Raw genomic sequence first — 15,952 nt, 5'->3', positions numbered from 1 at the left:
CCTTTCATCATTCTGGCGTCGAGTTAGAGAGGCGCTTTGCGCTTTTCTTGCCTAGCTCCGTATCAAAAAGATGATAGATTGATTACTCTATTTGGGAGGTATGAAGATGAGAGATGATAGCAAATCCTTTGTTTCTCTGGCTATATTAAATCGGAATTTTGAGGAAGTGAAAGCAGGTCTTTCACCAGCAGCGGCAATGGATGAATCCAATCGTTGTCTCTATTGTTACGATGCACCTTGCATTCAAGCATGTCCAACAGGGATTAATATTCCTTCCTTCATTAAAAAAATTGCTTCTGGAAATTTAAAAGGATCAGCTACAACCATCATGGAGGCAAATCCGATTGGGGCTAGTTGTGCTCGAGTATGTCCTACTGAAGAACTTTGTGAAGGAGCATGTGTGTTAAACCATTCTACCAAGCCGATTATGATCGGGGATTTACAGCGATATGCCACAGATTGGGCAATTAAAAATGAACAAATATTATTCAAAGCTGGTGAAAAGAATGGAATGAGCGTTGGCATAATTGGAGGGGGTCCTGCTGGATTGTCAGCTGCTCGAGAACTTGCACGCTTAGGCTACGATGTCACGATTTACGAAGCTAAATCAAAAGCTGGCGGACTTAATACGTATGGAATCGTATCTTTCCGCTTACCGCAAAAAGTGGCTCAATGGGAAGTTGAACAAGTAGAAAAATTAGGTGTTCAAATCAAAACAAACATCACAGTAGGACGAGATATATCTGTAAATGAAATTCTTGAAACGTATGATTCTGTCATTTTAGCTATTGGTATGTCCAAAGGACCTATGCTTCAAATTGAAGGAGAAGAGCTAAAAGGGGTTTATGATGCGATTCAGTTTGTTGAAGATTCAAAAACAAAAGAAATAACAGACGAGTTAATTGGCAAACGTGTAGTTGTAATTGGCGCGGGGAATACCGCGATCGATGCTGCAACTTGCTCCGTTCGTTTAGGCGCGGAAAATGTGAAAATTCTATATCGTCGTTCCCAAAAAGAAATGACAGCTTATGAGTTTGAGTTTGAATTTGCTAAGCAAGATAACGTTGAATTCAGATGGCTAACTGCTCCAACTCGTTTGATAGGGGACAGCATTGGTCAAATAAGACAATTGGAATGTATCAAAATGAAATTGGGTGATCCGGGAATTGATGGTCGTCGACGACCAGTTCCTATTGAAGGCTCTGAATTCATTTTAGAAGTTGATGCGGTCATTAAAGCGATTGGTCAAACGAGATACCTAGAATTAATAGATGCATTTGGACTCGAACAACACAAGGGAGTCGTGAAAATTAATCTCGAAACGTATCAAACGTCCAATCCAAAAGTTTATGCAGTAGGAGATGTCATATTTGGTGAAGGGCAAGGAGAAGCAATGGTGGTTTCAGCTGCTCAACATGGAAAAAAAGCGGCATATGCTATTCATCAACAATTAAAAAATTCTATTATCGAAACCGCATAATTAATAGAAGATGTAGTTTTTACTATCATTTGCTTAGGAGGAATTCAGATGGCGGATTTAAGGATTAATCTTGCGGGGATCGAGTCGCCGAATCCATTTTGGCTGGCCTCGGCACCACCAACTAACTCAGGGTATCAAGTTCAACGTGCGTTTGAAGCAGGCTGGGGTGGAGCGGTTTGGAAAACCCTAGGTGAACCGATCATTAATACCTCTTCAAGGTTTGCGGCAATTAGTTTTAATGGAAAAAAAGTGGTCGGTTTTAACAACATTGAACTGATTACAGATCGTCCACTTGAAGTGAATTTAAAAGAAATTTATGAAACGAAAAAACGATTTCCGAATCATGCGATCATTGCCTCTTTAATGGTTGAACCTAGCAGAGAAAAATGGCATGAAATTGTTAAGCGAGTAGAAGACGTAGGGGTTGACGGTCTTGAGTTGAACTTCGGATGTCCTCACGGGATGGCAGAACGTGGGATGGGATCAGCTTCAGGTCAGCAGCCGGATCTCGTTGAGTCGCAAACAATGTGGGTGAAAGAAGTAGCTAAGACTCCAGTCATTGTGAAACTAACACCAAACATTACGGATATAACGATGACAGCAAAAGCAGCTGTAAGAGGTGGAGCAGACGCTATTAGTATGATCAATACAATAAATAGCCTAGCGGGAGTAGATCTCGATACGTGGAATACAATCCCACACGTTGCAGGAAAAGGGGCTCATGGTGGCTATTGTGGACCAGCAGTTAAACCGATAGCGCTAAATATGGTAGCGGAATGTGCAAGAAACGCAAATATTAATATTCCATTATCAGGTATCGGAGGCATTTCAAATTGGCGAGATGCGGTTGAATTCATGTTGATGGGTGCTACGGGTGTTCAAGTTTGTACAGCTGCCATGCACCATGGATTTAGTATTGTCGAAGACATGATTGATGGACTCAATAACTACCTCGATGAAAAGGGAATCCTATCGGTTACTGAACTTATTGGGAAATCGGTAGAAAAGTACTCCGATTGGGGAAATCTAGACTTAAATTATCAAACAGTAGCAAAGATTAATACGGATATTTGCATCAATTGCAACAAATGCCACATTGCTTGTGAAGATACAGCACATCAATGTATCGATATGCTAACAGATCCAAAAGGAAACAAATATCTTAAAGTCCGCGAAGCGGATTGCGTTGGATGCAATCTATGTGCCATCGTATGCCCTGAAGAAGGAGCAATCAGTATGATAGAGCTTCCACGCGAAAAAATAGCTATGACTTGGAATGAGCGTCAACATGCATTAGCTAGTTTAAGAGGATAACAACATCTGTTTTCTAAATTGAGAAAGGAGAATTGTTATGAAAAAAATGATTAAAAATGGAACGATTGTCACGGCAACAGATACGTTTAGTGCGGATGTTCTTATTGATAACGGAAAGGTCACAGCGATCGGCTTCGATTTGCCAAGTGCTGGAATGGAAGTTATTGATGCAAAAGGGTGTTATCTATTCCCTGGTGGGATTGATCCACATACTCATCTAGAAATGCCATTTGGAGGAACGGTGAGCAAAGATGATTTCGAGTCAGGTACAATTGCCGCTGCTTTCGGTGGAACAACAACAATCATTGATTTCTGTTTAACAAATAAAGGTGAGCCGCTCAAGAACGCGATTCAAACTTGGCACGCGAAATCCAAAGATAAGGCAGTGATTGATTATGGATTTCACTTAATGATTGGAGAAATCAATGATAGCGTTTTAGATGAAATCCCTCAAGTCATCGAGGAAGAAGGCATCACGTCTTTTAAAGTGTTTATGGCTTACAAGAATGTTCTACAGGCAGACGATGAGACTTTGTTTCGAACACTTGTAATGGCAAAAAAACATGGAGCACTCGTAATGGTTCATGCTGAAAACGGAGATGTCATAGACTTTTTAACAAAAGAAGCGTTAGCGGCTGGAAACACTGATCCAATCTATCATGCGTTGACGAGACCATCAGAAATCGAAGGGGAAGCAACCGGAAGAGCATGTTTATTAGCAGGTTTAGCCGAATCCCAGTTGTATGTCGTGCATGTCACTTGTGCAGAAGCGGTTGAGAAAATTGCAGAAGCGAGAAACAAAGGATTTACTGTGTATGGGGAAACTTGTCCTCAATACCTTGTTCTGGATCAATCGGCTCTTGAAAAACCTGATTTTGAAGGGGCAAAATACGTTTGGTCTCCACCTTTACGAGAAAAGAAACATCAAGAAGTATTATGGAACGCATTAAAAAGTGGTCAACTTCAAACACTTGGTTCTGATCAATGTTCTTTTGATTTTCAAGGACAAAAGGACTTGGGGAAAGGAGATTTTACCAAAATTCCAAATGGTGGCCCTTTCATTGAAGACCGGTTTAGTGTGCTTTTTTCAGAAGGAGTAAAAAAAGGAAGAATTAATCTCAACGAGTTTGTGGATATTGTCTCGACTCGTTCAGCAAAGTTATTCGGATTATTTCCCCAAAAAGGAACGATTGCAGTTGGAAGTGATGCAGATATCGTTATTTTCGATCCGGAAAAAGAACGTACCATTTCAGTTAATAGTCATCATATGGCCGTTGATTATAATGCCTTTGAAGGGATGAGAGTGACAGGTGAGCCTGTTTCTGTTCTATGTCGTGGAGAATTTGTCATTCGGGACAAGCAATTCGTTGGCGAACGAGGCAAAGGACAATATTTAAGACGTGGTAAGCATGTACAGCCTTCTAATCCCACAAAATTAGAAGCTTCACGATAATCACAGCAGCAATACACATGAAAATCAGGTGTTTTTAAGGTAAACAATGGTCTTTAAAATCCCCTGATTTACTTCCTATTGCTCATATTCATTTATAAAAAAGTAATGACTCAGGAGGTTAGTTTATGAGTTCGTTTAAAGAATTTGCTTTAGAGAAGGAAAAAATTGATTTATACCTGTACGAAGGATATGAGATTAGTAAAGTCACAGAATCTCTCGATGGGGAATTTGTTGAATTTGAAAAACCAGCAAATCGAGAAGAGAAAAAAAGCTTGATACTTTCTACAGCAGATGGAAGAAAATATCTTTCTTCTATTGTTTTTGAGCAACAGAAGGACCGAATTAAATTAGGGAAATAATACTGTGGTGAAAAAAATATTACACGAATCTCATAATTTACTTTTGAATCAATTATATGGATGAAAAACCGAATCGGATCGTGTATGTATCATGTAACCCAACTATCCATGCTAGGGATTTACGGATATTAGAAGATGGTGGGTTTGAAACGAAAGAAGTTCAACCTGTTGATATGTTCCCACAAACTACGCATTGTGAAGCAGTGGCTTGCTTGGTTGGAATTGAGAAATTAAGAAGATAAAAAATGTCCTAGAATCAACTTAGATTCTAGGGCGTTTTTTATTTAGTTGTGTTTAGAAAAAGTACTAATTTGAATATCATAAAACAAATTATTTCTATTCGACAAGAAACTACAAAAGAATGTGAATAATTATGCTATTTTTACAAGTATTGAAATATAAATACTTCCTGTCCCATTACAATAGAAGATTTGAAGGAGATGTACATTATGAAAGAAGTAATTTCGATTCCAGCAGCAAAGACGCTAGACATCATCAAAAAATATTTGATTCACGCACATCCTCATCCAAGAAAATATAAAGAATCTCAGTATGTCGCATTTCGAAAAACTGGTGGAGTAATGGATACTTTATACAGTGTCCAACAAGAATTAGTAATAAAACCTGAAGCGCAAAATACTGAAGAACAGTTAATTGATCTGGACAGTGATATTAAAGAACGAGTATTAGGATATATACACGAACGCAAACATACCTTTAGATTTGGAGAAAAGGAAGAATATAAGTTTTATATATTAATAAAAGAACAGGATCTTCAACACATGCCTCGACCAATTGAAGGGAATAGGCAATCTCATACTTATTATTCCTTTGAGGAAATAACCAGTGGTAAAAGTAAAATAATGAGGGAATCCGCGATTAACAAGTGAACATTAAATAATGTTGTTAAAAGTGATGAAGGGGCTTAATGAATGGAAATAGAATACAACATAACAGAAGAAGACTACATAAAATTTAACTTGTATCACATTAAACATTCAAAAACGGGCGTACAAGCGTTAAGATTTCAGCGTTATTTACCTCCAGCTTCTATTATTGCGATGTCTTTACTAATGACAATTATTTTTGATTCATCATTGATTGTAATGCTTACAATGTCTCTATTAATGAGTATTCCATGGTTGATTTTCTTTCCCGAGTACTTTAAGAATTCCGTTAAACAAAACGTTAAAAAGATGTTGAGGGAAGGCGACAACAACGGAATGATAGGGAGTCAACACTTGATAATGAAAAAAGAAGGAATAATTGTGATTTCTCAATTTGGTGAAACGAAAGTCAGCTGGGCGGACTTAAAAACCATAAAGAAGATGAAGACTATATATATCTTTATGTTGGAGCGATGAGTGCTTATGTGATTCCAAAGCAGCAACTAAATGATATTGATGGAGTAAGAAAATACTTAAATTCAAACTTATTATGAAATAGTAAAAAAGCTTTAATCAATAATATATAAAAGACAATATCGTTTGAAACGTAAAGCCTTGAATATTGCTACTGCATTTAACGCGTTGCAAAAAAACGGAAAATTTTAGGGGATAGATTACTATGGCATTTTCAAAAGAATTAACAGTGCAAATAACACAATATGTGTACGGTCATTTACCAAAGGAGGAATGGTACGAGAAAAACTTTTTTCCTTTCATCCAAGATGTAGAGTTACGAAACAGACTAATTGTAGAGTTTAAAAATAGTAGAGTAATATATAAAATTTTTGAGGGTTTACAGGCTAAAAATGAGCTTTTATTAGCTCAAATTAAAACGCAGGTAGTCATGTATGTTTCAATTCAAGAAGCGGTTATTAATTATGTCCTTTATAATTTTTTTGAGAAAGAAGACGTTGTGCAAAACATGTTATATCAAGAAAGATTATGTGAAATATCTATTCCTATTGTTAAAAAAGAAAAATTACAAAAATATTTAGAACATGATGGCAAAGAAATACTTACATGTTTTAAACAGAGAAAAAGTGTAGATAGGACAAAAATCCGCTACGAAAAAAAAGTTCTAGCTTGTTTTGAATTAAATTTAATTGAGGAAAAGATGAAAGATGATTTAATTAACTTATATTCTTATAGGAACACAATTCATATTGAGGCAGAAATAAAGAAAAATCTAAAATATGATTTGGAGATGGGAGAGCTAGCATATAGAAGAGTGGAAGGATTAAGTACTCAATTACAAGAAAGTCTGAAAGTCTATAGCAACTCATGACAGGGAGAAATGATGCCAGGATTTCTCATTGTTTGTGTAATTATCATAATGAAAACAGATTGGCCCGTTGCATTGGTCTGCTTTTCTAGTATGAAGTATTTCAAAGAAGGTACTCAACAACAAAGGATAATGAAGAAGAATTTCACCACTTAAAAGAGAAGAATAAACGAATTTAAGAATTTCATTTAATTTATAAAGTTAATGAAGTTCTCTCTTTCTTACAGAAAAACCCAGGATACCTGCGAAAATTCTCCGCTAATACCCGGGGTTTTAAATTTAGAAATTACTTATTTCAGCTGTTTCCATCGGTAATCTCAACAATGTTTTTATCATTGGCATTAACCATGCCGGACTGCTTGATTGTCACAACTTGTCCTGCTTCCAAATTCGTAAATACGATTGGAGTGATGATAGATGGAGCGTTCTTTTCTACATAATCCAAATCTACTTCCATTAAAATTTGGCCTTGTTGTACAAGGTCGCCTTGTTCAACCTTAGAAGTAAATCCTTCACCTTTAAGCTTAACGGTATCAATCCCGATGTGAATAAGGATTTCGATGCCGTTATCTGCTACTAGACCAATCGCATGTTTAGTAGGGAATAAAGTAACAACTTTACCGTTTACAGGTGAAACGACTTTTCCATCTGTAGGTTTGATTGCAAACCCATCTCCTACCATTTTGCCCGAGAATACTTGGTCAGGAACATCAGTAATTGGTAAGATTTCACCAGTTAGAGGACTACTGAACTCAAGTTCAGCCTTGTTAATAGATGCATCTTCAGATTCGTTGATCTGCTGAACAGTTTTCGGTACATCTTCTTTCGAAAGTGGGGCTCTGCCATTCATAATATCTTGCATTTGCCCACGCAGACTGTCTGAAACTGGTCCGAAAATAGCCTGAATGTTGTTGCCGACTTCCATAACACCAGAAGCACCAAGCTTTTTCAATCTCTTTTTATCTACATTGTCTTTGTCGTTTACACTGACACGTAGACGTGTGATACATGCATCAAGGTGGTTAATGTTTTCTTTTCCACCCATTGCTTCAAGAATTTCATAAGGTAAATCATCGATTACTTCACCATTTTCATCGTCAGCTTCGTCAGCTTCACGACCCGGTGTCATCAAGTTGAACTTCTGGATGGCAAATCGGAAACCAAAGTAGTAAATGACCGAGAAGACAAGTCCTACAACGATTACCCAGAACCATTCAGTTCTGCCTGGCATAACGCCGAAGAGCAGGAAGTCGATTAGACCACCGGAGAAGGTCATTCCGATTTTAACGTCAAGCAAGTGCATCGTCATAAACGATAGTCCTGCGAAAACTGCATGGATACCGAATAATACTGGTGCTACAAACAAGAAAGAGAATTCAAGTGGTTCAGTAATACCCGTTAGGAATGAAGTAAGAGCTCCAGACGCCATGATACCGCCGACAAGCTTCTTCTTCTCAGGACGGGCAGTGTGATAAATAGCAAGTGCTGCTGCAGGAAGACCGAACATCATGAACGGGAATTTACCTGTCATAAAGGTACCAGCTGTGAACTCTGTGCCGTCTTGCAATTGAGCAAAGAAAATACGTTGGTCACCACGGAAAATTTCACCGGCAGCATTTGTATAAGATCCAAATTCAAACCAGAATGGTGAATAGAAAATATGGTGCAACCCAAATGGGATTAACGAACGTTCAACTAACCCAAATACAAAAGCCGCAAGTGTGCGGTTTGTTTCCAGCATGAAATGTGATAAAGCATTCAAGCCATTTTGAGCGAATGGCCAAACCATAAACATCACGATACCAAGTAAAACCGCTGAGAAAGCGGTAACAATAGGAACAAAACGTTTCCCTGCAAAAAATCCAAGAAACTGCGGTAATTTAATATCATTAAACTTATTGTACAGAAATGCCGCTAAAACACCGACGATAATACCGCCAAAGACACCCGTTTGAAGCGTGGGAGTTCCTAAGACAGTGGCATAAGCAGGGGATTCAGTTACCATCTCTGGCGTTATATTGCCAATTGCTTTCATGGTTACATTCATAATTAAGTACCCGATAATGGCTGCGAGACCCGCTACACCGTCACCACCAGCAAGTCCGATTGCCACCCCAACAGCAAACAGCAATGGTAAGTTATCAAATACAACTCCACCGGCTTGGGCCATAATGAACAATAACTTTTGAATCCAGTCAGCGCCCATGAATGGTACGGCTTCAATAAAAGAATCCTGTGCGAAGCTTGTACCAAATGCAAGCAGAATACCTGCTGCAGGCAAAAGGGCTACCGGAAGCATCAACGCTTTTCCGACCTTTTGCATAACGCCAAATAAATTAGTAGACTTAACAGATTTAGTAGACATGGAATTTCCTCCTTTTTAATTAGATAAAAGATGTAGTAAATAGATTCTTCTGATTAGCTGAAACAAGTAATGAACAATCCAAAAATAAAAAGGCATGAGTAGAAAAGATAAGGTTAAAAAAGGGGATAAGTTCCCCTCGGATTTAACCAAGAATCTTTTCATACTCATGCCTGATCGAATCAGTAACACGTATGGTTGATTAGGATTTATTTATTAAGCGTTGGAGATGAATCGTCAAATATAGAACTTCAGCTTCATCTACAGGCTTATTCAATTGGTTTTGCATCACTTTTGTTAGCTTCCACGCAAGATTATAGCATACCGGATATTCTTTTTTCAACAATTCTTCCAGCTTATTCTCTTTTTCAATGGGATTTCCTTTGTGAGCACGGTCAATTGCCCGGTGGAGATGCTGGATCAGCCGATGATAATCGACATCATCCTTTTCCAGATGAATGGACAGGTTTTCTTCGATAATTTCAACAAGTTTTGAAATTAGAAGATTGTACCGGTTGATGTCACGAAGTGATTTGTCTGTAACCGCACTATGGATATGAAGCGCGATAAAGCCAATTTCTCCCTCTGGAAAAACAATATCCATCCGGTCTTCCACTTTTTTCACGACACCTTTTGCTACTTGGTATTCTTTTGGATACAATGCCTCAATTTCATATAGAAATGGATTGGAGAATTGCATATCTTTTTTTGCTCGGCTGATGGCGAAAGCAAGATGGTCTGTCAACGCCACATGAATATGCTCATTCAAATCTTTGCCCATTTGTTCTTCGACAAAAAGAAGTAACTCTTGGATAAAGACAATCAAGTTTTCTTCAATATGAGGAAGCAGGTTGACGTATTGCTCCTTTTCCTTTTCATCTTTCAACAAAAACGTTTTATCCGCTTTATCAAAAGAGATAAAATCTCCTTTTTGCTGGTTGAAGCCAATTCCTTTTCCGATTAATACTACTTCTTGATATGTATCATGATGAGCAATGACCACATTATTATTCAGCACTTTTTCTATCGTCAATATCTCTTTCATTTCAGCCCCCATCCGCCGTCTGGTCTCTTTTTTCTGCCAGATTGACTTGCGCAAACGGACAATTTTTCTTCAGCACTTGATATGTTACCTTCATTATATTCAATAACGACTTTTAATCAAACTGGGAAGTAGTTGGAAAGTAGATGCTTTCGCCTTTAGGTTCTATTATATAGGAAGACTCACAAGAGCAACTTTTCTATTTCTTTCATGATACAACAGAAATCAAATTGTTAATTTTATTATGTTTTTGTGCATTCGTTGAGTTTAGAAATAGCTAAGCGTATACTTGCTAGATAAATTCTATTTACAATATTAGGAGGAAGCATTTTGGTAGTAAAACCTAAGGCTATTTTTTTAGACATGGACGGAACAATCCTAAACCATCATAACAAGGTAAGCATTCACACGAAAGAAATCATAGACGATCTGCGAAACAAAGGGATCTTCGTTTTTATTGCTACTGGGAGAAACGCTACGGAATTAAGAGAGATGCTGCCTGAAGGATTTGAGGTAGACGCGATTATCACTGCTAACGGCATGGCTGGATATATCGGTGAGGAAGTAGTATTTGAACATTCACTATCACTTGATCTGGTGGAAACGATCATAGAGAAAGCACGTGAAAATAAAGTATATTATGAACTTTTCCCATACGGCGAATCTCGAATGGTGTTAGAGCAAGATAAAGGTTATGTGTTAAATGAAATGAGAGAGCCAAAACCCGAAAGCGTAGAAATCAATGAGTGGATTTCACGCCAAAAAGCAATTAAAGAAGAAATTGCCTGGACAGAAGAAATAACAGGAACTCATTTTTCGAAGTTCTACTTTTTCTCGAGAACCAAAGAGGCAATCAATAGTTGGAAAATGGAACTTGAGCAACTACAGAAAGAAATGGCATTTACAATGACTCCTTCTTCTCCTCACAATGCAGAAGTGATGGTCGCAAACGTCAGCAAAGCATCAGGAATCGAACAGATGCTGGAGCGCTTTGGTTTAACTGGCTGTGAAACCTTAGCGATTGGTGACAGTGACAACGATTTGAAGATGTTCCAATTTGTAAATCACGCGGTGGCTATGAAAAATGCACCAGATCACATTAAAGAAGTAGTTGATGACGTAACAGAATTTACTTGTGATGAAGATGGGGTTTATCAATATCTTAAAACTAATGTATTGGCATTGAAAATTTAGTTTCAGTTTGTAACGATGGTAAGTGGATAAAAGAATAATCAATCCCTCACTCCAGCGTTTTCTATTCATTCACTAATAAGAGACTAACTTAAAACTAATCTGAAGAGGCTTATCATAAGTAGGTGAGGTTTCTCTTTTGGAAGAATATTAATATATTAAAGCACATCAATGTATTAAGTTGATGTGCTTTTTAAGTAATCTTTTCTCCACGGGAAGTCTTGATGAAGTATGCTTCAAACGAACTAGAGTAAACCTAATCGTATCGAATGGTATATGTATCATGCAACCGAGTTAATCTTGCAAGAATCTTAGATTATTAGAAGACGGAGTCTATGTAACGAAAGAAGTCCAGACAGTTGATATTTTCCCACAGACTACGCATGTAGATGGTGTCTCGCTACTCACTTTAAAAGAGGCAACTAACCCTTCGGGGAAGAGTCTTTATGCTACTTGTAAAGGATTAACGAAGGTATAGTGAATATGGATTTTACCATCGTGAGTATACAAGTGATCTTTTCAACTGAATGAATGAAGAATTTTGTGGTGTCAGTTCTTCCAATGAAAGAACATCCTTAGTTTTTTGCAGATATAGATGGCATAATTTTCATTTTCACATTCGCCAATTTTTTCATCAAGTTAAGTTTTTTTAATTTGTATAACTCCATCAATACTTTAGAAGGTAATGTACAAAGAGTTGATTCGACAGTAATTTCCCAGGAAATATCTTCTTTTTCGACGTGATTTGCTAGCCAAAACATTATTCCTACTGCTGTTAAAAGGACTACAAAAACATTGCCAACATACACAGGAATTCGAGTGATTTGTTCTGTCTTTGACTTCTTCTTCTTCTTCTTCTTCTTCTTTTTGCGTGATAGAACATATTAAATTCTCCAATCGCTTCTGTTGCCATTTTGATCGCTTCATTCTGATCATCATGTAGGTAGTGGCAATAAAGTTTCTGCAAATCGCGCTAGATTCCACCCGCCGATATACGGCTGATTCCCATAGGCAGCGACCTTGCTGGTCAATGGAACTGAATACAGTTGCTGGATCATAGGTATCCATAAATGCGCAAGGACCATAATCAATGGTTTCTCCGCTAATGGTCATGTTGTCGGTGTTCACCGTTCTTTTTAATATTTCAAAAGGTCTACTCATATTGTTAATTGGAAGGGAGCCGATTCTCTTCTATTTATAAAACACCAACATTAAAAATGAACAGATTCTTAAAAAAGAGAAATATTGGAAGGTTATTCGGTTTCTTTGTCGAAATTAAAATGGTGCTAATTAGATTTATGAAGGCATGAATCGTGTGCAATCTTTAGCAATAAGGGGAATGATTTTCTTGGAGAACAACAATGTGGTGGAAGTGAGTGTGACGATATTAGCGTGGTGTGTCATCGCATGGATTGCATATCGTTTGTATAACAGGCAATCAGATAAACCGAAAATCTGGAAAGTGCTAGTGGTCATGCTAGTCGGGTTGTTTTCGTTCTCATTCAATACTGAGATTTTCGGTACGGTGATGAGAATACCGATTTTACCGCTGGGTGTATGGGTTTTATATGCATATTTCAGGAAAAAGAACGAGGAGTGGCAGACTTACCGGCCTTTTGCCTGGTTTGGTTTTGCAGCCAACTTTATTCTTCTCATCTTCTCGCTGCTTGCGGTTCCTATTTTTCAGGTCATGTATCCTGGAAGTGAACCGTCAACTTATCTTTCAAACATTGACGATGCTTCCATTATTCCCATTCACCCTGGGGTAAAGCATCAGGAGATGGATAAAGAAAATGCTTTGGCATCCATCCTTGATTTCACTGAAGAACCGATGCATAGCACAGACTGGTATTACGGAGCGAATTTGGGAGAGGATTCGACCAACACACAAGAAAAGTTTCCTTACCAACTTATCGGAGCTATCCCCAAATGGGGCAGTGGACTGATCTCCGTAGTTTATATCGAAGAGGATGGAAAAGGACTATTGATATCCACCCCAAAAGAACAACATTATTTTCGCTTAAAAGACTCTCTGATTGAGGGGGGAAATTAAGATGTCAAAGAGAAAACGACTAGTCCTAATAAGTGTCTTGGCCATTTTACTGGTCATCAGTTTACTATATTGGATTACTTCTAACAATCCGGGTTCCTTTCCAGATAAGGAAGAATTGATTAAGGAAATCAATCACATTTTCCCGGAAGCCAATGTAAAAGAGATTAAGGACACCATCGAGCTTGATGAAAAACATGTATTTGTCCCGTTTATATCGGAAGAGAACAAATATGGAGTCAGTCATTGGGTATGGAAGAGAAGTGATTGGGATCTCGCATCTGTCAATACCGGGGGTGAACCAAGATCATGGCGAATAGAGGATGGAGATTCCTCCACTACCTACTTAGTGTGGAACATCGCTCCTCAAACACCCATTGAAAAGCTGAAGTTCTATTTGATAAAAGAGCGGACATTCCGCATCACCGAAGGAGTTGAGTACTATGATCCGGGTGTCCAGCTCGAGGAAATAGTTGAACTCTCGGACACATCATACGGTGTTATTCCATTGCCGGATAAATGGTCATCCATTTTGGCTTCATATACGAAGTTGGAGACAGCTAGACAGCCAGATGTGTTCAGCAATTCCTTTAATATAGAAAACTATATGTATTTTGGCTGGATGGCCTATGATCGTTCCGGCAAAGTGCTGCCACCAGATCATTCGCTCTTTGGAAGTGGCTTTACTGGTGGGGAGGAACACATTGAGCATATCAGGTTCCTGGATGAATTAGAGATTGAGACAGTCGATTAGCAAATCGAGTAATTATTAATGCCTGTCATCGAATGAAGTAATTTCACACTTCACTCGATGACAGGCATTTTATCTTGTATTTTATTGCTGAATGATTTTTAATCAGGTACCACAATAAGTTCGATAAGACTGATTGATTTCTGCCGGTACTGTACAGAAATCCGTTTGTTCTTGGGAGTGCGCATAAGGTTTCGAAAGGACTTCAAGTAGCTTCTCCATCACGCCATAATCTTCATGTTCCACTGCAGCTTCAAGTGCTTCTTCCACCCGGTGATTACGAGGGATTATCGCAGGGTTGCTGTTCCGCATCAATTGCTGTGAGTCCTCTTTTGATTCTTCCTGTCTGCTTAGTCTCGCTTGCCAAAGCTCATTCCACTGCGTAAATTCTTCGCTATTAAACAGATCCTTATCTTCCCGTGTTTCAAAAGTTAGTGCACGGAAGGTATTGGTATAGTCCGCACTATGCTCCTGCATCGTATTTAGGAGATCCTCAATAAGTTTTTCATCCTCTTCTTCTTCGTTAAAGATTCCGAGTTTTGCCCTCATTCCTGCAAACCAATTAGCGTGATAGAAGTTATTAAATTCTCCAATCGCTTCTGTGGCCATTTTGATCGCTTCATTCTGATCGTCATGTATTAGCGGTAATAGAGTTTCTGCAAATCGTGCAAGATTCCACCCGCCAATATACGGCTGATTTCCATAGGCATAGCGGCCTTGCTGGTCAATGGAACTGAATACAGTTGCTGGATCATAGGTATCCATAAATGCGCAAGGACCATAATCAATGGTTTCTCCGCTAATGGCCATATTGTCGGTGTTCATCACCCCGTGGATAAAGCCGACCAACTGCCATTTAGCAATCAGCGAAGCTTGACGTTTGATTACTTCCTGAATGAGTGATAAATATCGATTCTCATCAGCTTCAACTTCAGGATAATGGCGTTTTATTGTGTAGTCAGCCAGTTCTTTAAGTTCCTCAATTGAGCCAAAGTTTGCAGCGTATTGAAAAGTACCGACACGGATGTGACTGGCAGCGACACGGGTCAGAATAGCACCTTGTAATTCTGTTTCACGGTGTACTGTTTCACCGGTTGTCACCACTGCTAGACTGCGGGTGGTAGGAATACCAAGCGCATGCAAGGCTTCGCTAATGATATATTCACGTAGCATCGGTCCGAGTCCTGCCCGACCATCGCCACCGCGGGAGTATGGCGTTCTGCCTGAACCTTTGAACTGAATATCAAAGCGCTCACCTTGAGGAGTAATCTGCTCTCCTAGAAGTAGAGCCCGGCCATCCCCTAACATGTTAAAATTCCCGAATTGATGTCCCGCGTATGCTTGAGCTAGAGGTGCTGCGCCTTCTGGAATTCTGTTTCCAGCAAGTTCAGCTACACCGTATTTGCTTTGCAGTGCTTCGCCATTCAATCCTAAAGTCTTTGCCAACGGAGAATTAAAAATAATCAACCCCGGTGAGCGCACAGCGTCTGGAGTGAAGCTAGTGAAAAATGCATTCGGCAGACGAGCGTAACTGTTGTCAAAATTCCATCCTGTTTCTAACATTGCTTTTTCCTCTGTCATGTTATCACCTTTTCTTCTAATGTCTTTTTGAATTTTTTCTTTCACTTATGATATTTTTTGTTATTTACTTTCTATATAAAAAGGCATCTTGTTTAATGTTTACTTCTTCCATTTTATTATACCCTTCTAACTCATAGATT

At 38.6% G+C, this 15,952-nt stretch carries 15 protein-coding genes and 2 pseudogenes; 12 read left to right on the top strand and 5 right to left on the bottom strand.

Features of this window, described 5'->3' with window-relative positions:
• The first annotated feature begins 106 nt into the window (after nt 1-106).
• The 9 genes and pseudogenes from C8K15_RS16280 to C8K15_RS16240 all read left to right on the top strand — a co-directional run bounded on the left by C8K15_RS16280 (nt 107) and on the right by C8K15_RS16240 (nt 6,838).
• Entirely contained in the window at nt 107-1,480 is a 1,374-nt protein-coding gene (locus C8K15_RS16280) for an NAD(P)-dependent oxidoreductase (protein WP_108587420.1), read from the top strand.
• 48 nt (nt 1,481-1,528) lie between these two features.
• Nucleotides 1,529-2,794 (top strand): NAD-dependent dihydropyrimidine dehydrogenase subunit PreA, encoded by a 1,266-nt coding sequence (gene preA, locus C8K15_RS16275; RefSeq protein ID WP_108587419.1) that lies wholly within the window; start codon nt 1,529-1,531, stop codon nt 2,792-2,794.
• Between the two features lie 37 nt (nt 2,795-2,831).
• A complete protein-coding gene (gene hydA / locus C8K15_RS16270) occupies nt 2,832-4,247 on the top strand; it encodes a dihydropyrimidinase (protein ID WP_108587418.1) in 1,416 nt (471 codons plus the stop codon).
• A gap of 125 nt (nt 4,248-4,372) precedes the next feature.
• On the top strand, nt 4,373-4,606 hold the full coding sequence (locus C8K15_RS16265) for a hypothetical protein (RefSeq protein WP_108587417.1): 234 nt from the start codon (nt 4,373-4,375) through the stop codon (nt 4,604-4,606).
• Between the two features lie 56 nt (nt 4,607-4,662).
• Nucleotides 4,663-4,848, top strand: a pseudogene (locus C8K15_RS16260) (hypothetical protein); the annotation flags it as partial.
• Nucleotides 4,849-5,055: 207 nt separating this feature from the next.
• Entirely contained in the window at nt 5,056-5,496 is a 441-nt protein-coding gene (locus C8K15_RS16255; protein ID WP_108587416.1) for a hypothetical protein, read from the top strand.
• Between the two features lie 42 nt (nt 5,497-5,538).
• Nucleotides 5,539-5,970 carry a hypothetical protein gene (locus tag C8K15_RS16250; protein WP_108587415.1) on the top strand — a complete coding sequence of 144 codons (432 nt, stop codon included), beginning with the start codon at nt 5,539-5,541 and terminating at the stop codon, nt 5,968-5,970.
• Nucleotides 5,967-6,047, top strand: a complete 81-nt coding sequence (locus tag C8K15_RS21455) for a hypothetical protein (protein ID WP_369973773.1) — start codon at nt 5,967-5,969, stop codon at nt 6,045-6,047. The genes C8K15_RS16250 and C8K15_RS21455 overlap by 4 nt, the downstream gene beginning before the upstream one ends.
• A 125-nt stretch (nt 6,048-6,172) precedes the next feature.
• Complete coding sequence (locus tag C8K15_RS16240; protein WP_108587413.1) at nt 6,173-6,838, top strand: hypothetical protein; 666 nt, start codon at nt 6,173-6,175, stop codon at nt 6,836-6,838.
• A 292-nt stretch (nt 6,839-7,130) separates the two neighbouring features.
• Here the strand turns inward: C8K15_RS16240 and ptsG are convergent, their stop codons facing one another.
• Together ptsG and glcT are read right to left on the bottom strand one after the other, a co-directional pair.
• Nucleotides 7,131-9,200 (bottom strand): glucose-specific PTS transporter subunit IIBC, encoded by a 2,070-nt coding sequence (gene ptsG, locus C8K15_RS16235; RefSeq protein ID WP_108587412.1) that lies wholly within the window; start codon nt 9,198-9,200, stop codon nt 7,131-7,133.
• Nucleotides 9,201-9,399: 199 nt separating this feature from the next.
• Nucleotides 9,400-10,242 (bottom strand): glucose PTS transporter transcription antiterminator GlcT, encoded by an 843-nt coding sequence (glcT, locus tag C8K15_RS16230; RefSeq protein WP_108587439.1) that lies wholly within the window; start codon nt 10,240-10,242, stop codon nt 9,400-9,402.
• Between the two features lie 327 nt (nt 10,243-10,569).
• Here glcT and C8K15_RS16225 point away from each other — a divergent pair, with 327 nt between their 5' ends.
• The gene (locus C8K15_RS16225) at nt 10,570-11,433 is read left to right on the top strand and encodes an HAD family hydrolase (RefSeq protein ID WP_108587411.1); all 864 of its coding nucleotides are present in this window, start codon (nt 10,570-10,572) and stop codon (nt 11,431-11,433) included.
• A gap of 572 nt (nt 11,434-12,005) precedes the next feature.
• Here the strand turns inward: C8K15_RS16225 and C8K15_RS16215 are convergent.
• Nucleotides 12,006-12,239, bottom strand: coding sequence for a hypothetical protein (locus C8K15_RS16215; protein ID WP_158268344.1), 234 nt, complete (start codon nt 12,237-12,239; stop codon nt 12,006-12,008).
• A 62-nt stretch (nt 12,240-12,301) separates the two neighbouring features.
• Nucleotides 12,302-12,558, bottom strand: a pseudogene (locus C8K15_RS16210) (protein adenylyltransferase SelO family protein); the annotation flags it as partial.
• 178 nt (nt 12,559-12,736) lie between these two features.
• Here C8K15_RS16210 and C8K15_RS16205 point away from each other — a divergent pair.
• Together C8K15_RS16205 and C8K15_RS16200 are read left to right on the top strand one after the other, a co-directional pair.
• Complete coding sequence (locus tag C8K15_RS16205; RefSeq protein ID WP_233260537.1) at nt 12,737-13,483, top strand: hypothetical protein; 747 nt, start codon at nt 12,737-12,739, stop codon at nt 13,481-13,483.
• Nucleotide 13,484: 1 nt separating this feature from the next.
• Nucleotides 13,485-14,234, top strand: a complete 750-nt coding sequence (locus C8K15_RS16200; protein ID WP_108587409.1) for a hypothetical protein — start codon at nt 13,485-13,487, stop codon at nt 14,232-14,234.
• A 102-nt stretch (nt 14,235-14,336) separates the two neighbouring features.
• Here the strand turns inward: C8K15_RS16200 and C8K15_RS16195 are convergent, their stop codons facing one another.
• Nucleotides 14,337-15,812, bottom strand: a complete 1,476-nt coding sequence (locus C8K15_RS16195) for a protein adenylyltransferase SelO (protein ID WP_108587408.1) — start codon at nt 15,810-15,812, stop codon at nt 14,337-14,339.
• Nucleotides 15,813-15,952: the final 140 nt, after the last annotated feature.

This window comes from Paenisporosarcina sp. OV554 (assembly GCF_003058165.1).
Taxonomy (GTDB): Bacteria; Bacillota; Bacilli; order Bacillales_A; family Planococcaceae; genus Paenisporosarcina.
The sequence above is the reverse complement of the archived record's forward strand: the minus strand, read 5'-3'. Positions and strand labels throughout refer to the sequence as shown.

Excerpts from the sequence above, each read along its gene's own strand:
- glcT (WP_108587439.1), bottom strand. The coding sequence starts at position 10,242 with ATGAAAGAGATATTGACGATAGAAAAAGTGCTGAATAATAATGTGGTC.
- preA (WP_108587419.1), top strand. The coding sequence starts at position 1,529 with ATGGCGGATTTAAGGATTAATCTTGCGGGGATCGAGTCGCCGAATCCA.
- hydA (WP_108587418.1), top strand. The coding sequence starts at position 2,832 with ATGAAAAAAATGATTAAAAATGGAACGATTGTCACGGCAACAGATACG.
- C8K15_RS16255 (WP_108587416.1), top strand. The coding sequence starts at position 5,056 with ATGAAAGAAGTAATTTCGATTCCAGCAGCAAAGACGCTAGACATCATC.
- C8K15_RS16265 (WP_108587417.1), top strand. The coding sequence starts at position 4,373 with ATGAGTTCGTTTAAAGAATTTGCTTTAGAGAAGGAAAAAATTGATTTA.
- C8K15_RS16205 (WP_233260537.1), top strand. The coding sequence starts at position 12,737 with ATGAATCGTGTGCAATCTTTAGCAATAAGGGGAATGATTTTCTTGGAG.
- C8K15_RS21455 (WP_369973773.1), top strand. The coding sequence starts at position 5,967 with ATGAGTGCTTATGTGATTCCAAAGCAGCAACTAAATGATATTGATGGA.
- C8K15_RS16280 (WP_108587420.1), top strand. The coding sequence starts at position 107 with ATGAGAGATGATAGCAAATCCTTTGTTTCTCTGGCTATATTAAATCGG.
- C8K15_RS16195 (WP_108587408.1), bottom strand. The coding sequence starts at position 15,812 with ATGACAGAGGAAAAAGCAATGTTAGAAACAGGATGGAATTTTGACAAC.
- C8K15_RS16250 (WP_108587415.1), top strand. The coding sequence starts at position 5,539 with ATGGAAATAGAATACAACATAACAGAAGAAGACTACATAAAATTTAAC.
- ptsG (WP_108587412.1), bottom strand. The coding sequence starts at position 9,200 with ATGTCTACTAAATCTGTTAAGTCTACTAATTTATTTGGCGTTATGCAA.
- C8K15_RS16200 (WP_108587409.1), top strand. The coding sequence starts at position 13,485 with ATGTCAAAGAGAAAACGACTAGTCCTAATAAGTGTCTTGGCCATTTTA.
- C8K15_RS16240 (WP_108587413.1), top strand. The coding sequence starts at position 6,173 with ATGGCATTTTCAAAAGAATTAACAGTGCAAATAACACAATATGTGTAC.